The 15,452-nt window shown below is 37.6% G+C and carries 15 protein-coding genes; 5 read left to right on the top strand and 10 right to left on the bottom strand.

Annotated features, from left to right (window positions below):
- Positions 1-309 precede the first annotated feature (309 nt).
- The 5 genes from ACQ334_RS15425 to ACQ334_RS15445 form a co-directional block, all read right to left on the bottom strand.
- The gene (locus ACQ334_RS15425; RefSeq protein ID WP_430989137.1) at positions 310-1,074 is read right to left on the bottom strand and encodes an SDR family NAD(P)-dependent oxidoreductase; all 765 of its coding nucleotides are present in this window, start codon (positions 1,072-1,074) and stop codon (positions 310-312) included.
- Positions 1,075-1,194: 120 nt separating this feature from the next.
- Positions 1,195-1,533, bottom strand: a complete 339-nt coding sequence (locus ACQ334_RS15430) for an L-rhamnose mutarotase (RefSeq protein ID WP_430989138.1) — start codon at positions 1,531-1,533, stop codon at positions 1,195-1,197.
- A gap of 12 nt (positions 1,534-1,545) precedes the next feature.
- Complete coding sequence (gene fucP, locus ACQ334_RS15435) at positions 1,546-2,838, bottom strand: L-fucose:H+ symporter permease (protein ID WP_430989139.1); 1,293 nt, start codon at positions 2,836-2,838, stop codon at positions 1,546-1,548.
- Between the two features lie 120 nt (positions 2,839-2,958).
- On the bottom strand, positions 2,959-4,392 hold the full coding sequence (locus ACQ334_RS15440; protein WP_430989140.1) for a glycoside hydrolase family 28 protein: 1,434 nt from the start codon (positions 4,390-4,392) through the stop codon (positions 2,959-2,961).
- A gap of 268 nt (positions 4,393-4,660) precedes the next feature.
- Positions 4,661-5,032 carry a winged helix-turn-helix transcriptional regulator gene (locus ACQ334_RS15445; RefSeq protein ID WP_430989141.1) on the bottom strand — a complete coding sequence of 124 codons (372 nt, stop codon included), beginning with the start codon at positions 5,030-5,032 and terminating at the stop codon, positions 4,661-4,663.
- A gap of 128 nt (positions 5,033-5,160) precedes the next feature.
- Here ACQ334_RS15445 and ACQ334_RS15450 point away from each other — a divergent pair, with 128 nt between their 5' ends.
- Positions 5,161-5,568 carry a DoxX family protein gene (locus tag ACQ334_RS15450; RefSeq protein ID WP_430989142.1) on the top strand — a complete coding sequence of 136 codons (408 nt, stop codon included), beginning with the start codon at positions 5,161-5,163 and terminating at the stop codon, positions 5,566-5,568.
- A gap of 27 nt (positions 5,569-5,595) precedes the next feature.
- The gene (locus ACQ334_RS15455) at positions 5,596-6,234 is read left to right on the top strand and encodes an NAD(P)H-dependent oxidoreductase (protein ID WP_430989143.1); all 639 of its coding nucleotides are present in this window, start codon (positions 5,596-5,598) and stop codon (positions 6,232-6,234) included.
- Positions 6,235-6,317: 83 nt separating this feature from the next.
- Here ACQ334_RS15455 and ACQ334_RS15460 read toward each other — a convergent pair whose 3' ends face one another.
- Positions 6,318-6,698 carry a DUF4625 domain-containing protein gene (locus ACQ334_RS15460; RefSeq protein ID WP_430989144.1) on the bottom strand — a complete coding sequence of 127 codons (381 nt, stop codon included), beginning with the start codon at positions 6,696-6,698 and terminating at the stop codon, positions 6,318-6,320.
- Positions 6,699-6,829: 131 nt separating this feature from the next.
- On the opposite strand from ACQ334_RS15460, the gene ACQ334_RS15465 reads away from it, so the two are divergent.
- The 3 genes from ACQ334_RS15465 (at position 6,830) to ACQ334_RS15475 (ending at position 9,101) form a co-directional block, all read left to right on the top strand.
- Positions 6,830-8,017, top strand: coding sequence for an MFS transporter (locus ACQ334_RS15465; protein ID WP_430989145.1), 1,188 nt, complete (start codon positions 6,830-6,832; stop codon positions 8,015-8,017).
- Between the two features lie 219 nt (positions 8,018-8,236).
- Positions 8,237-8,572, top strand: a complete 336-nt coding sequence (locus ACQ334_RS15470; RefSeq protein ID WP_430989146.1) for a hypothetical protein — start codon at positions 8,237-8,239, stop codon at positions 8,570-8,572.
- 10 nt (positions 8,573-8,582) lie between these two features.
- A complete protein-coding gene (locus ACQ334_RS15475) occupies positions 8,583-9,101 on the top strand; it encodes a hypothetical protein (protein ID WP_430989147.1) in 519 nt (172 codons plus the stop codon).
- A gap of 23 nt (positions 9,102-9,124) precedes the next feature.
- Here ACQ334_RS15475 and ACQ334_RS15480 read toward each other — a convergent pair whose 3' ends face one another.
- The 4 genes from ACQ334_RS15480 to ACQ334_RS15495 form a co-directional block, all read right to left on the bottom strand.
- A complete protein-coding gene (locus tag ACQ334_RS15480; RefSeq protein ID WP_430989148.1) occupies positions 9,125-10,057 on the bottom strand; it encodes a glycoside hydrolase family 43 protein in 933 nt (310 codons plus the stop codon).
- A gap of 369 nt (positions 10,058-10,426) precedes the next feature.
- Positions 10,427-12,274, bottom strand: a complete 1,848-nt coding sequence (locus ACQ334_RS15485) for a glycoside hydrolase family 2 protein (RefSeq protein ID WP_430989149.1) — start codon at positions 12,272-12,274, stop codon at positions 10,427-10,429.
- A gap of 44 nt (positions 12,275-12,318) precedes the next feature.
- Positions 12,319-13,563 (bottom strand): DUF2264 domain-containing protein, encoded by a 1,245-nt coding sequence (locus ACQ334_RS15490; protein WP_430989150.1) that lies wholly within the window; start codon positions 13,561-13,563, stop codon positions 12,319-12,321.
- A 51-nt stretch (positions 13,564-13,614) separates the two neighbouring features.
- Complete coding sequence (locus ACQ334_RS15495) at positions 13,615-15,450, bottom strand: glycoside hydrolase family 35 protein (protein ID WP_430989151.1); 1,836 nt, start codon at positions 15,448-15,450, stop codon at positions 13,615-13,617.
- Between the last annotated feature and the right edge of the window lie 2 nt (positions 15,451-15,452).

The raw sequence follows: 15,452 nt of genomic DNA on the forward strand, positions 1-15,452 counted from the left end.
TGACTCTGCTTGTTTTGTAACTGCTTTTTATTTTACCGGGTGAGCCACTCTTTAAGGAGTGACCCACCCAGTTGTCAATCATTTAGTATTTTGTAGTGCAGGTACGCCTCAACAAAATGACTCAGTTTGTTTTGTAACTGCTTTTTATTTTACCGGGTGAGCCACTCTTTAAGGAGTGACCCACCCAGTTGTCAATCATTTAGTATTTTGTAGTGCAGGTACGCCTCAACAAAATGACTCAGCTTGTTTTGTAACTGCTTTTTATTTTACCGGGTGAGCCACTCTTTAAGGAGTGACCCACCCTAACGGTTAATTATTCAACTTAATAAATCCACCGTCAATAGGATAATCATTGCCCGTTACAAAGCCGGCTTCATCACTGCATAAGTATAAAGCTAATGCAGCAATTTCTTCCACAGTGCCCATTCTGCCAATAGGCTGACTTTTGGATAATTTTTCAAACATCTCTGTTTCTTTTCCGGGATAATTTTTTGCAATAAATCCATCCACAAATGGCGTATGCACTCTTGCAGGTGAAATAGAATTGCAGCGGATATTCTCCTGTAAATAATCTTTCGCCACACTTAACGTCATTGCAAATACAGCGCCCTTACTCATGCTATATGCAAAGCGATCAGGTATGCCCACCCATGCGGCAATAGAAGCCACATTTAAAATCACACCGCCATTGTTATTTTTAAAGATGGGAATTATTTCGTGCAGGCAATTATAAGTGCCCTTTACATTTACGTTAAATACTTTGGTAAAATCTTCTTCGCTGGTAGTAGCTGCTTTGCCCACGTTAGCAATACCTGCACAATTCACTAAAATGTTTATGGAACCTATGGCTGTAAAAACAGCATTTACTTTTTGCTGATTACTTACATCACAGCTATGTGCAATAGCTTTTCCTCCTAAAGTTTCAATTTCTTTTGCAGCCTGCGTGGCACTTTCTTCATTCAATTCAATGATATGCACTACAGCACCTTGTTTTGCAAATACGGTGGCTATCGCTTTACCAATACCACTTCCTCCTCCTGTAACTACTGCGGTTTTATTTTTTAACGAAAACATAATGCCGATTTCTGATTTATGATTTTGGATTTATGATTTGTGTGAGGTTAGCCTTCAGGTATGACTAAAACTTTTGACCGAAGGTTCTTTACTCACAACTGACGACTCACGACTCACGACTCACACTAAATTAAAAATTTCTTCCATCAACACCCATTTTTCTCCTTCTTTTGCCCAGGGTAAAGCCAGTTGATATTTCCACATCAGCTGTTCCCATTCCTGCACTTTTGGGTTGGCAGCATCCATTGCTGCTTTGGTTTCAAAATTAAAAGAATCGTAGGTATCCATTATCATGAACAGTCTGTTGCCGGTGCGGTAAATTTCCATTTGTGCAATACCGGCATCAAAAATACTTTTCTTTATTTCGGGCCAGGCATTTTCAGTTTTATGCCAGTGTTCGTATTCGGCAATTAAAACAGGGTCGTCAACAAGGTCAAGTGCGAGGCAATATCTGTTCATGCTACAATAATTTTATGCTGTTACATTTTTTACTTTATAGCCACTAAACCCAAACCATCCCACTACTGCAAAGCAAATCAACGGAACTATATACCCATATTGAAAATGCTTAGTAACGTCTGCAATATATCCCATTAATGGAGGAAAAACAGCTCCTCCCACAATTGACATAATGATCAGGCTCGATCCTGGTTTCGTATCTACTCCCAGATCTTTGATTCCTAATGCAAAAATAGTTGGAAACATGATTGACATAAAAAATGCCACCCCAATAATTGCATATATTGTTATTATGCCACTACCAAAAATTGTTACACTCATTAACACCACACAGATCACCGCATATATCGCCATCAATTTAGGCGGTGCAACAATTTGCATTAAAGCCGTTCCTACAAATCTTCCTAACATAAAAGCCAGACCAGCCGCACCAGAATAATAAGAAGCCTGTTTATCTGTAATACCAACAGCCTTTGTAGCATATAACACTAACAGGCTCGTAATACAAACCTGCGCACCTACATAAAAGAATTGTGCAACAACTGCCCAGGTAAGATGTTTATGTTTGAACGCATGTAAAAAACCTTTTTGTCCTTCCTGCTCATCCTTATCCCTTATATCCGGCAATTTTGTAAATAAGAAAACTGCTGCAATTATTAATATTACACAACCCAAAATAATATAAGGCAGTTTTACAGATGAGGTTTCACTTAACAGGTAAGCAGTTCTTGCACTCTCTGTCATAGCTGCCAATGCATCGTCTTTAAGCGGATCTTTGGAAAGAATAAGATAGTAACCAACAATGGGTGCAAGGAATGCAGCCAATCCGTTAAAGGACTGTGCAAAATTTAAACGTTGTGTAGAAGTGGCAGGGTCGCCTAATATTGTTGCATAAGGATTAGCAGCAGTTTCTAAAATAGTTAAACCACAAGCTACAATGAATAATGCGGCAAGAAAAAAAGCATATAACATTGTATTGGCCGCAGGAACAAATAAAAAACACCCTGTTGCAAATAAACCCAGGCCGATCAATATACCTGTTTTATAGCCGTGTTTTTTTATGATCATGCCTGCAGGTATGGCCATTAGGAAGTAAGCAATAAATACAGCGGAGTCAACAAGAGAAGCTTGTAATGTAGTAAGACTGAAAGCTCTTCTTAAATGTGGAATAAGAATCGGATCAAGGTTATGTAAAAAGCCCCAGAAAAAGAAAAGGCTGGTAACTAATATAAAAGGAAAAAGATAATTTGTTTTTGCATTTGCGTTAGTTGATGCAAGCGGAGCAGGTTGAACTGGTAATGCCATGTTGTTGATAGTTAGCCTCGTTAATGTTTATAATATGAATTATTGTTATGGTTGCACTAAAGATATTCCTTATTTGAAAAAGTATTGCACGAATTAAAAAAAAATAGTGTATTCAATAAATCATTTCAATCTTTCTTCATTAGCCTGGCCGCTAACTTTTGCAGGTGGCGCTGCCTTATCAATACTCAGGTTAAAATTATTATACTTCCAGCCTTCAATATATTCCATCGTACCTAATACTTCTGCAGAAACAGTGCTGTTGCTGAATACAAAATTCTTTAGGGTGGATTGCGGATAACCTACGGCTTCAAATACAAGTTTTGCATGTGTGGCAGTGATATTACTGATATAGAAATTTTTTGCCACAGGAATACCTTTTTCCGGCGGCGTTACTTTCTGCAACATCGATTTCCAGTGTGCAGGAATAGAATCGTATGAATAACCTTTTGGTAATTCCGAATAACTGTATGCCGGGTACCAGTTTAAATTAAATTGAAAAACATTTCTTACAGAATCCAATACAGAGTTTTGAAAATAAATATCTTCCACTACACCGCCTCTTGTAAAAGCAGATTTTACACGCAGGCCATTATCGGTGTGTTTGGCATACAGGTCGGTTGCTAAAATATGATTGATGCCTCCTGAAGTTTCGCTACCCAATGTTACCAGCCCGGCACCTCTTCTTGCCACACATTTGCGTATCACCACATAAGCAGTAGGCCTGTTCACACGCAAACCATCCCAGTCTCTTCCGGCTTTTAAACAAAAATTATCATCGTTACAATCAATATCACAATTCTGTATTAATACCCATGTAGAGGAATCAATGTCAACCCCATCGGTACTTGGCCCGCTACCATCTTCATTATTTTTTATAACAATACCATCAACAGTTACCTGTTTGCTGTATAATAATTGCACCGTCCAGAAACCGGCGTTTTTAAAAGTCAGTTCTTTTACGGTTACATTTTCTGCATTTTGCACGAGTACGGTTCTGACTCTTTTCACATCGTAATCAACTATCCATCGCAGCCCTTTTGCATCATACTCTTTCCGCATCCTCCAGTATTTATCCCAACAAAATTTACCTCTTGCATTTACAATGCCTTTGCCTGCAATGGCGGCATTTTTTACATCAATTAAATTAATCAATGCTGCCGGCCAAACCATTTCCAATCCGGCTACTCTTGTATTAATATCGGGATAGTCATCAAAATTCTGAGAGCCTAAAATTAAAACGCCTTTATCAACCTGTAATACCACATTACTTTTTACAAAGATGCTGCCACTTATATAAGTGCCGGGTTTAAATGTTACCACACCGCCACCTTTGGCAGCACAATCATCAATTGCTTTTTGAATAGCCCTGGTGTTTACTGTAGTGGTATCGCTTACCGCACCATAGTCATTTACACTGAATATTTTTTTTGAAACAGGAAAAGATCTGGAACCAACCTTACTCACCCAATCCATTTTGGGTGTTTGTGCTTTAGCTGCACCGGCAACCAATAGAAAAACAACCAGTAACCCTGGTAAAAGCCTTTTATATATCATAGCAATCAATGTTAAGCTTGTAAAGTACATTATAAAGGCAAGGGTGGTATCCTGTTGTATCCTGACCGGCGGTAATGGTGATAATGAATTGATGAGCAATAGCATTATGCTAAAAAGCAATAATCAATGTTCAATGCTCAATTTTCAATATAAAATACAGGTTCATTCTTCCCGGATATGCAACACAAAACGCAGCTGTATTTTAATTGAGTATTGAACATTGTGCGTTGAACATTGCACATTAATTTAGAGTTCAGCCATAGCGCTGCTACACCCCTTGCTTCTTCATGATCCTCCTCCTGTGCTGCACGCCCCATGCCCTTAGTTCCACAATCACTTTATCCAACGAACTGCCATAATCTGTTAAAGAGTATTCCACCCTTACCGGTACGCTATCATACACCGTGCGTTTTACCAGCTGGTTTTGTTCCAGGTCACGCAATTCTTTGGAGAGCATCTTATCGGTAATGCCCTGTACATCTGCCGCCAGTTCTTTAAAACGTTTGTTGCCGAACGATAAAGAAATAATGATGGGTAATTTCCACTTACCACTTAAAAAATCTAATGCATCCCTTACCGGCAGCAACATGCCCATGCATTGTTTATGGTCTTTGGCGGGGGTGGTTTTTTCTGTAATCATAAATTCAATGTTTAAACACTATACTGGAGTATAGCGCTTTACTAAAGTATAGTACTATATAAAGTATAGCAAATGTACATAAGTTTGCAGTGTCAAAAAAAAATAAATCAAACACAAAATTTACAACCATGAAAAAGAACACAATAATTTACTGGGTAGCAACAGGCATTTTTTCTTTTATGATGCTGTTTAGCGCTTACAGTTATATTACTAAACCTGAAATGGCAGCTGCCTTTAAACACCTGGGCTTCCCGGATTATTTCAGAATTGAACTTGCCATAGCCAAAATTTCAGGCGCATTGGTTTTGATCATACCTCAAATACCGGTGAAAATTAAAGAGTGGGCTTATGCTGGTTTTGGTATTACGTTTATCTCGGCAACCATTGCACATTTTGTAAGCGGCGACCCTGCCAATTATGTAAGCATGCCCATCATTTTTCTTGCAGTGCTGATCGTATCCAATGTTTTCCTTTACAAGAAAAACAAACCGGCATTGGTTAACATCAACAGCAATATCAAGACATCATTAGCATAATCATATAAAACATATAAAAACATAAAAATGGAATTACTAGAAAACTTAAACTGGCGCTATGCCGTAAAAAGAATGACCGGTAAAAAAGTACCGCAACAAAAAGTGGATGCCATCTTAGAAGCGGCACGGTTATCTGCTTCTTCTGCCGGTTTACAACCGTATAAAATTATAGTTGTGGAAGACGAAGCGGTAAAAAAACAATTACAGCCTGCTGCATATAATCAACCACAGATAACTGAAGCATCGCACCTGCTTGTTTTTGCGGCCTACGAAAAAATAACCGCACAGGATATTGATGATTTTATTAACCTGCAGGCTACAGTGAAAAATGTAGCTGCAGAAAGCCTGGCACCTTTTAAAGAAAGATTGGTTAATACTATTTTACCAAGGTCAGAAGCAGAGAATTTTAACTGGGCTGCAAGGCAATCATACATTGCATTAGGCACTGCATTAATTGCTGCTGCTAACGAAGCAGTTGATGCCACGCCAATGGAAGGCTTTGATCCGGCAGCCTTTGATGAAATTTTAGGTTTAAAAGCACTGGGACTTAAAAGCGTAGCGTTACTGGTTTTAGGTTACCGTGACGAAGCCAATGATTTTTTAGCCAAGGCACCTAAAGTGAGAAGGGATATGAAAGATTTTGTGGTGAATTTTCCTGCAATATAATTTTCAATTTATAAAAAGGGTTTGTTGCTTTTTATAAAGCACAAACCCTTTTCTTTTACCTGAACAAGAGCGCCTTTTTAATATTAGTTTACTGTAACAATTATTTCTTTTGTGGTTGAATTGCCGTCTTTATCATTTCCTTCCACTTCTACTTTATAAGAAGCTTTCACCAGGTCGGGTATTCCATATTTACTGGAGAAATTATAGGAAGTAGTATTTACGCCACTGAAATGATTGTGAAAGAATTCAAAATTGGTGGTGAGGTTGGTCATGTGTACAGCAACTTCAATCAGTTCTGTTGTGCAGGTAATATTTCCTGTAACACGTATCGTATCTCCTTTTACAAAATGCTGATTTTCCGAAGGCGTATTTACCACAATTACCGGTACCGGACGTTCCGGCGTTTCATTTTTTTTACACCCTAATACCAGGCAGAGGCCGGATAAAACAACTATTTTTTTCATAAAGGATAATTTCTTTAGAAAACGGCTGTTTAAAACCAAAGGTTGCCTCAGCAAAATACTCTCCTGTAAATACTACTTTTAAAAGTCTGGTCAAACCTACATTTTGATACCATTGATTTTAATTTATCTTTGTGTCATTATTACACAATTTGACAGCAACTACCACCTTAGCGCCGGCATATTCCAAACTACAGATCCGCATTGCGGTATCAGTTTTCTTTTTTTGCCAGGGCGTGTGTTTTGCCAGCTGGGCCAGCCGCATACCGGATATTAAAACAGCCTTACATTTAAATGAAGCTGCATTAGGAACTCTTTTACTAGGTTTACCCATCGGGCAATTTGTTACGATGCCTTTTAGCGGCCGGGCTGTTACCAGGTTTGGCAGCAAAAATGTATTGCGTATTGCCATATTGTTTTACGCTTTTGCATTAACCAATATTGGTTTGGTAAATGCACCGTGGCAGTTGGCTTTGTGTTTATTTATGTTTGGTGTTAGTGGTAACCTCTGTAATATTTCAGTGAATACACAAGGTGTAAATGCAGAAGCCATGTATGGCAGGCCTATTATGTCTTCCTTTCATGGCGTGTGGAGTACAGCGGGTTTTACAGGAGCATTAACCGGTTTGCTGATGATGAAATTACATGCAACACCTTATGTGCATTTCTGGATCATTGCAGGTATGGTGATGATATTATCTTTTATCTTTTCAAAATATTTATTACATACCCCAACCAGTAAATCGGCAGCATCTTTTAAACGTATGAGTATGCCGCATGGTTTATTGTTGCAATTGGGTATCATTGGTTTTTGTTGTTTGAGTTGCGAAGGTTGTATGTTCGACTGGAGTGGTGTTTATTTTAAACAGGTAGTAAAGGCTGAAGGTTCGATGGTATCATTAGGTTATGCCTGTTTTATGATCATGATGGCAACAGGAAGATTTGTAGGTGATAAACTGGCTGAAAAATTCAGCAGAAAAAAAATGGTGCAGGTAAGTGGCGTATTAATTTTCAGCGGAATGATGTTTGCCGTACTGCTACCCTATTTAATTACGGCAGCTATTGGTTTTTTAATTGTTGGTTTTGGTGTAAGTACAATCGTTCCATTATTATACAGTACCGTTGGTAAAGCTGATTTAAAAGTTTCTAAAGGTATTGCCATTGCTACGGTAAGCAGTATTGGCTTCCTCGGTTTTTTAATGGGGCCTCCGTTGATTGGCTATATTGCTCAGTTAGCAGGTTTACAATATTCATTTATGACGATTGCATTTTTGGGATTGGGGATTAGTTTTTTGATTAGCAGGGTGAAGGAGATTGAGTGAGGGGATATTATTTTAGTGCTTAACTACATATCTTTCTAAATACCAACCTAAATAAGTTTAAAGTGCTACAATTAGGCTCATTATAGTTTAATGAGCCTAATTGTTTAAAATATAACAAAAGTCCCAATTCAAGAAGTTTAACTCTCACAAATTTTTCATTAATACATTTTAATAACCCTCCTTTCAGTTTACAATCACTACATTTGAATAAACCGAACTATGAACAGAAAATTTATTAAAAAAATAAAGGAATGTATCGAAAAAGATAAGTTAGAAGAAGCTCAAAACTTTATTGACGATCTAATATCTTCTCTTAATGAAGATTATAAAAATGAGTTTTATCATGAATGTCTTTATTTGTTAGGCATCATAAACACCAAGAAATTTAGCAGTACAGGTTCTAATCAATTCTCTAATGAGGCACGTACTTATTTTACAAGTGCCAATAATTACTATTTGGCTATACATAACAAAAACTCCGTTAACTATCTGGAAGCAATTCAATATACGGAAAATGCTTATCGATTTAAAAATATTAAAATCATTAATTCTTAAAGGAGTAATTATGAAAAAAATAATTTCACTAGTCATAGCAATCATAATCGTAAATTTTACATATTCACAAAGCACAAATGAGCTTGATAAAAAAAATGGTATTAACAAATTTAAATTAGGAACAAGCTATGAAGTATATAAAAAAGATTTAACTTTTATAATGACAACAAAAGAGACAGGATGCAAAATGTATAAATATACAGGACCAAATATTGTTGTTTTATTAGGAAGTATTTATGAAGAAATTAGCTTACTTTTTTATAAACAAAAGCTTTACAGCATAAATATTTATTACACTAATCTATTGGACCCCGACGGAATCAAGATAAGAAAAAGATTAACAGTGTTGTTTGGACAACCTAAGAGTGTTAATCTAGACAATTTTGATTGGGCTTATCGTTGGACAGGAGAAAAAGTTATTTTGGGCTGGGATAAAGTTTCTTGTAATAGTGATTATAAACCTTGTGTTCATATGGCCTGGGTTACATCTCAAGCTATTAGAAGAGAAGTTGAAGGAGGTGAATTTTAAAAATTTTATAAATAATTGTAACCCTATTTATAATACTCATTAAATTTCTCCAACTCTTCCTCACTCACCACAAAAATACTTCCATGCCTTATTCCTTTTGGCAAACTAATTTTATCACTCACGTCCGTCCAGTTCTTTAGGTCTGTTGATTGCACCGCACCATATTTATGATCCCTGTACTTATCAAAATATACCACCCAGGTATTCCCGATCTTTACTGTTGTGGGGCCTTCTGCCCAATAGTTACCGGTGATAAGCGCAGATGGTGAAGAGAATTTTTTATTTAATTTTTTACTGGTGGCCATTTTAATATTCTTCTGCGGCGGTATCCTTGTTTCGTCTTTTAAGAACATGATGTATTTTTTTCCATCGGGTACAATGGTGGCATCAATTACATTAAAGCCTTTATCGTATAATAATTTTGTTTTGCTGAAAGTTTTAAAATCTTTAGTAGTTACATAATACAGGCGGTGATTGTAGCCGCTTTCCACAACACTATCCATTTTATATTTACCGGCAATGGTAGTAGCCCAGTAGATCATGTAGTACTTTTTCTTTTTATCATACGTAATTTCGGGTGCCCAGCAATTTCTTGCGCTGTCCTCTCCTTTCATTACCGGAATAAATTGTTGTTCGCTCCAATGTATTAAATCGCTGCTATTGGCATAACCAATGCCTTTATCATTCCAGCTCACTGTCCATACCATATGAAATAATCCATCTTCGCCTTTGATGATGCAGGGATCTCTCATTAATTTATCATTGGCTACCATTGGTTTTAGTACTGAGCTATCATGGTTTAACGCAGTCCAGGTATAGCCATCTTTACTGTACGCTAAATGCAAACCATCCTTGCCATTGTTATTGAAATAAGCAAACATGTACACTGCATTATTTTGTGCAACGGATTTTAGCTGGGCTATAAAAAATATTACAAGACAAAAAACAATTCTCATAAATATTTTTAAGCGGGTATCTTTTATATTTTTATTTAACAAGAGCATTGTGGTATTTATTTTTTTAATTTTCTAGGCCCATAAAAATAACAGTTACAGTGTATAAAGTGCAAATAAATTTTAAAACCCCGGCATTGGGCTAAAGCCCGTTTGGGAGTGAGAATTTTATCCCTGCCCTGAAGGGCAGGGCAAGTCATGAAGGGCTGGACAAATCATGAAGGACTGGGAAAATCATGAAGAGCTGGGCAACAATCCTGGAAAAGAAGTTTGCCACTAATGACAGGAATTAACACTAATAAAAACCATTCGTGAAAATTCGTGTCATTAGTGGCAATCAATAATTACGCAGTAATTTATCCGCAGCGCTGCTTATTTATCATAAAGCTTTTCCATCTCATCATAATACGCTTTCAGGATATAAAAAGATTTTTTCTTCCTGCCTTCATTATCAATTACACCTTTCCTGTTCCAGCCTTCCTGGTTAATCGGATTATTTCTTTTAGGTGATTTAAAATCGCATAATATCCAGGGAGAAAAACCAATATAATTATCCGGCATCCTTTTCATCATGGCAATTTGTTCCCGGTAATACCACATTTGATAATCCTCGCTAAAACGGGTTAATGAATCTGCAAAGAAACCGGTTTGCGCTTCTGCGCCGGTCTCACTAAAAAATAAAGGTTTATTAAAAACTGTTTCCCATTGTGCGGTACGGCAACTGCCCGGTAAACCGCTGTACCAACCAAGGTATTCATTTACCGAAACCAGGTCGGCATCATTACCCAATACATCATCAATAATATTTTTTCCATTGTTGTAATGCACTTCCAATGCTGCAGATACTATTCTTGTGCTGTCTGTTTGTTTTGCCGTTCTTATTAAATTTTGCATAAATAAATTCCTGGCATCACTAACAGGTGTTTCGTTACCTACCGACCAGATGATAATACTTGCCCTGTTCTTATCTCTCATGATCATTTCTGCCAATTGTTTTTTCGCTTTCGCCAATACTTCTTCATTAGTAAATTGAATGGTCCAGTACACCGGAATCTCCGACCATACCAATATGCCTAATGAATCTGCCATCCTGGTCATGTTTTCATTATGCGGATAATGCGCCAGCCTTACCATATTACAATTCAATTCCTTTGCCCAGCCCAGTAATTTTGCAGCATCAGCATAACTATTCGCTCTTCTTACTTCTTGTGCAATTTCTTCATGAATACAAATGCCTCTTAAAAAAACGGGCTTGCCATTCAGTAATATTTTTTTGCCTTCCACTTTCACTGTCCTCAACCCGATCTTATCTTTTATTTTTTCTTCGCCTGAAGAAACCAACACTTCGTAAAGCTTGGGCGTTTTCGGCGACCATAACTGTATATTTTTTACCGGGAATTTAAACGACACCTCACTACCTGTGACAGTAACGGCATTTTTTATTTTCAATTCCGGAATTTCAATCACCACTGTTTGTGAAGAAGCAGTATTTAATTTAAGAGTACCTTCAACCACTGCATTTTTAGGATCGATGATTTTACCTGCTGCTGCCGGTTGTAACTGGATGGTGTAATCCTGTACAAACACAGGCGGTACCTCTACCAGTGTTACATCACGGGTAATGCCACCGTAATTCCACCAATCCGTATTCAATGTAGGTACTTCATCGGCATACCGTTTGTTATCGGCCTTTACCACTAAAAAATTTCCTGTGGGTTTTAAGATAGAATCTGCAATTTCAAAATTGAATGGTGTAAAACCGCCTTTGTGTGCGCCGAGTTTTTTACCGTTTAAATACACATCGGCTTTGTAGTTAACTGCACCAAAATAAATATACAGGTGATTGGCTGCATTTTGTTTTTTATAATCAAATGTTCTTTGATACCATAATGTGCCTTCGTAATATAAAAACTTAGGGTCCTGCGAATTCCAGTCGCCGGGTACTTTAAGCGAATACTTTACATTATAACCATGTTCCTTACGGTCCCAGCGGTTTACCTGTACCGGGTTATTCCAGTATGCTTCGCCATCATTGGGGGCACGTTCTTTAAAGCGGTAATCGTAAAAGCCGGTTTCATACTGATCAACAATATAATTCCATATACCGTTTAAGCTGGTGGTTTTACGGGCTTGTATGTTGGTGATTAAATTTTGCTGGGCCATTAAATTATTTGCAATAATTATCAGCAAACAAAAAACTACAATCTTTTTTCTTTTCATTTTTATTTTTTTATCCGGGGTTGTCACCCTCATGTGAAATTCATTTATTCCACTGCATGATCAGCAGGGAAATTTTGTCCGCTCCATACTTTTACAGCTGTCCATGGCATATCAGGTTTGCTCCAGAAATCATCTGTAGCAGGTAAGCCTAATGGCAAAAATATTTCGGAGCAGAGGTACACACTTCCGGTATTGATATAACTTTCTGCCAGCCCGGGTTGCGAACCATACAAGCCAATATTTAACCAGCCTTTATCAGTAAATGTTTGTGGCGCATCCAATGTTTTTTTCAGCACCGCTGTTAATGCACAACGAATTTGCTCCGGTGCAAGTTCTGCAGGCAACTGGTGTGTAAAAGCCATATTAGCCAGGTGATGAAAAGCCCCGCCACGATAAGTGATCGATCTTCCTGTAATTGGAAAACTTCCATCTGTATTGATCAACCTTTCCTGTATTACTGCATAACGTTTAGAAATTTTATCCAGCTTTTGAGCAAACAGTTTGTAGCTGCTATCTTTTTTATTTACTGTTGCAACAATAGTTTGCAGGTAAGGCTGAATTACATAACTGTTGTAATAATCATAATGAAATTCCATTCCGTCAGAAAATAAACCATCACCCGTGTACCAGTGATTAGCAAATTCCTTTACGCCAAAATCAATTCTTACTTTATCATAAGGGAGATCATATTTGCAGAAAAAAGTTTCGATCATGGCCGTAAACAATAACCAATTACTATACACAGGTACTGTATTACGGGTAGTTAAAAAAGCGTCCTGTATATTTCGTTTGGTAAGTGTATCGCAATTTTCCCAGAGCCACGGGCAACGCACTAATGCCAATGAAAGAAAAGATGCATCTACCAATGGTTGTCCGCCTGACCATTGTAAATAATCTTTTGCATTGGGATTAACTGCATTAGACAAGGCTTTTACTGCCAGCTGGCGATATTCATCACGTAATTTTTTTTCTTCGTTATCACCCTCACCCGATTGCAGCCAGGGTGCAATGCCCGAAAGTGTTCTTGCAAATGCTTCTAAATAGGCAGCCTTGCCTCTTGCAATTTTATTGTCCACCTTTTCAGATAAAACTACAGGCATTTTTTCTTTTAATGTATTGGCCGCCAGATTGGTTAAAACAGGGCGTGCAATTTTATCTAGATAGCCAAGCCATAATTTTCTATCCTTAGTGGTGGCATTGTTTTGTGCATACAGGTTGATAATGCAAAACATACTACAACAGAACAATATTATTTTTTGCAGCTTTTTATAACCAATATAAAAATACATGACGTTATTTTTTTGATATTCTGTTATGCAATCAATGCCATTTGAAATTGATTATTTTACAATTGCCGGATACAATTCTGCCAATACAGGCTTCTCCACACTTTGCAATATTATTTGATCGGTTTTCAACAATTCCAGTATCGCTATTTTATTTTGTCCTTTCTTCAACCATTCTGCAGGAACATATAGGGTTTGCTGCGGGCCGATATACCAGTACCTTCCTAAATTATGCCCGTTTACCCAAACCACACCTTTACCCCAGTTGTGCATATCAAAATAAGTATCCGCAATTTCTTTTAGTTCAATAGTGGCCGTTTTAATAACAGGTGCATCAGCCGCCGGTTTTTTATTCTTTAAACCTATTGCATTTATATTATCAAAAGGTAGTGAATACATTTGCCAGTTGTTTAATTCTTTATCGCCTAACAAAACTTTTTCTGTTATGCCTTTTTTATTTTTTAATAAGTAAGGGCCAAAATTAATACGGCCAAGATTTTCCACCAGTATTTCTAAAGTCACTTTTCCTTCCGGCACTGTGATCATTACGCTGTCCTGCTTTAATCTTCTGTCTAACACTGCTACCCTTTTTCCATTGATAAAAATTATTCCATAGTCTCGAAGGTCTTTAATTTTTAAAAGGCCCGATGTAGCACCGGTGATATCTGTTCTGTACAAAACAAAACCATACGCCTGGTTAAGGTCTTCAAAAGTTAAAGGCGTGGCATTTAATTTTGCTTTGGGTAAAACGTCAAACAAACCGGTGGCTTGTGTAAAATTTATTGCCGGTAATTTTATTACAGGCTTTGCTGCAGGCACATCAGGCAAAACGGTACCGGCAGGTAAATTTTTCTGGATCACTTTTCTAAAGTCCATAAACTTTGGTGTAGCATTCCCTGCTTCATCCAGTGGTGCATCATAATCATAACTGCTGATCTGTGGTTCGTAAGGATTTCTATCATTGTAATTAGCACCATTCATAAAATCACGGGTAGTGCCGCCATGAAACATGTACATATTAATAGAAATACCGGCTGATAATACACGCTCTAACCCCGGTGTATATTTTTCTGCAGGCACCGTATGGTGTTTTTCTCCCCACCAGTCAAACCAGGCAGGATACCATTCGGCCACATAGAAAGGGCCTTTGCCATCATGATTGGTTCTGACTAAATTTTTTATTTCATCCGGCTTATCTGTTCCGTTTACTGCAGGCAACAATCCATCCAGGTGCCCGTCTTTTACATCACGTACAGGATCACAGGTGTACAACAATCCGTCGAAACCTGCTTCAATAAACATCTTGCGGTTAACGTCTAAATACATTTTATCTTTTCCATAAGAACCATATTCGTTTTCCACCTGTACCATAATAATATTGCCCCCATGGTTTACCTGCAATGGGGCAAGACGTTTGCCCAGTTCCTTAATATACTTTTTGTACTCCGCCAAATACTGCGCCTCTGTACTTCTAACGGTTAAGCCTTTTTCATTTTGTAACCAGTAAGGATACCCGCCAAATTCCCATTCGGCACATACGTAGGGGCTGGGGCGTAATACTACCCACAAGCCTTCTTCTTGTGCAGTTTTTACAAATGCGGCAATATCATTGTTACCTGTAAAATCAAATTTGTCTTTTTGAGGCTCATGCAAATTCCAGAATACATAAGTACCGATAGTATTCAGTCCCATTGCCTTTGCCATTTTCATTCTCTGCCGCCAGGCTTCTTTAGGTACACGTGGGTAGTGCATTTCGCCTGAGATCATTTGAAACGGTTTTCCATCTAATAAAAAAACAGAATCGCCTAATACAAAGCTGTGTACATTTTTTTGTGCCTGTGCCGAAAAGCAAAGAAGGCCGCAGCAAAAAATAAATAGTATAAATTTCATTG

The organism is Ferruginibacter sp. SUN106 (assembly GCF_050611765.1).
Classification (GTDB): Bacteria; Bacteroidota; Bacteroidia; order Chitinophagales; family Chitinophagaceae; genus Ferruginibacter.

Excerpts from the sequence above, each read along its gene's own strand:
- ACQ334_RS15470 (WP_430989146.1), top strand. The coding sequence starts at position 8,237 with ATGAACAGAAAATTTATTAAAAAAATAAAGGAATGTATCGAAAAAGAT.
- ACQ334_RS15445 (WP_430989141.1), bottom strand. The coding sequence starts at position 5,032 with ATGATTACAGAAAAAACCACCCCCGCCAAAGACCATAAACAATGCATG.
- ACQ334_RS15485 (WP_430989149.1), bottom strand. The coding sequence starts at position 12,274 with ATGAAAAGAAAAAAGATTGTAGTTTTTTGTTTGCTGATAATTATTGCA.
- ACQ334_RS15460 (WP_430989144.1), bottom strand. The coding sequence starts at position 6,698 with ATGAAAAAAATAGTTGTTTTATCCGGCCTCTGCCTGGTATTAGGGTGT.
- ACQ334_RS15425 (WP_430989137.1), bottom strand. The coding sequence starts at position 1,074 with ATGTTTTCGTTAAAAAATAAAACCGCAGTAGTTACAGGAGGAGGAAGT.
- ACQ334_RS15440 (WP_430989140.1), bottom strand. The coding sequence starts at position 4,392 with ATGATATATAAAAGGCTTTTACCAGGGTTACTGGTTGTTTTTCTATTG.
- ACQ334_RS15480 (WP_430989148.1), bottom strand. The coding sequence starts at position 10,057 with ATGAGAATTGTTTTTTGTCTTGTAATATTTTTTATAGCCCAGCTAAAA.
- fucP (WP_430989139.1), bottom strand. The coding sequence starts at position 2,838 with ATGGCATTACCAGTTCAACCTGCTCCGCTTGCATCAACTAACGCAAAT.
- ACQ334_RS15495 (WP_430989151.1), bottom strand. The coding sequence starts at position 15,450 with ATGAAATTTATACTATTTATTTTTTGCTGCGGCCTTCTTTGCTTTTCG.
- ACQ334_RS15430 (WP_430989138.1), bottom strand. The coding sequence starts at position 1,533 with ATGAACAGATATTGCCTCGCACTTGACCTTGTTGACGACCCTGTTTTA.
- ACQ334_RS15475 (WP_430989147.1), top strand. The coding sequence starts at position 8,583 with ATGAAAAAAATAATTTCACTAGTCATAGCAATCATAATCGTAAATTTT.
- ACQ334_RS15490 (WP_430989150.1), bottom strand. The coding sequence starts at position 13,563 with ATGTATTTTTATATTGGTTATAAAAAGCTGCAAAAAATAATATTGTTC.
- ACQ334_RS15450 (WP_430989142.1), top strand. The coding sequence starts at position 5,161 with ATGAAAAAGAACACAATAATTTACTGGGTAGCAACAGGCATTTTTTCT.
- ACQ334_RS15455 (WP_430989143.1), top strand. The coding sequence starts at position 5,596 with ATGGAATTACTAGAAAACTTAAACTGGCGCTATGCCGTAAAAAGAATG.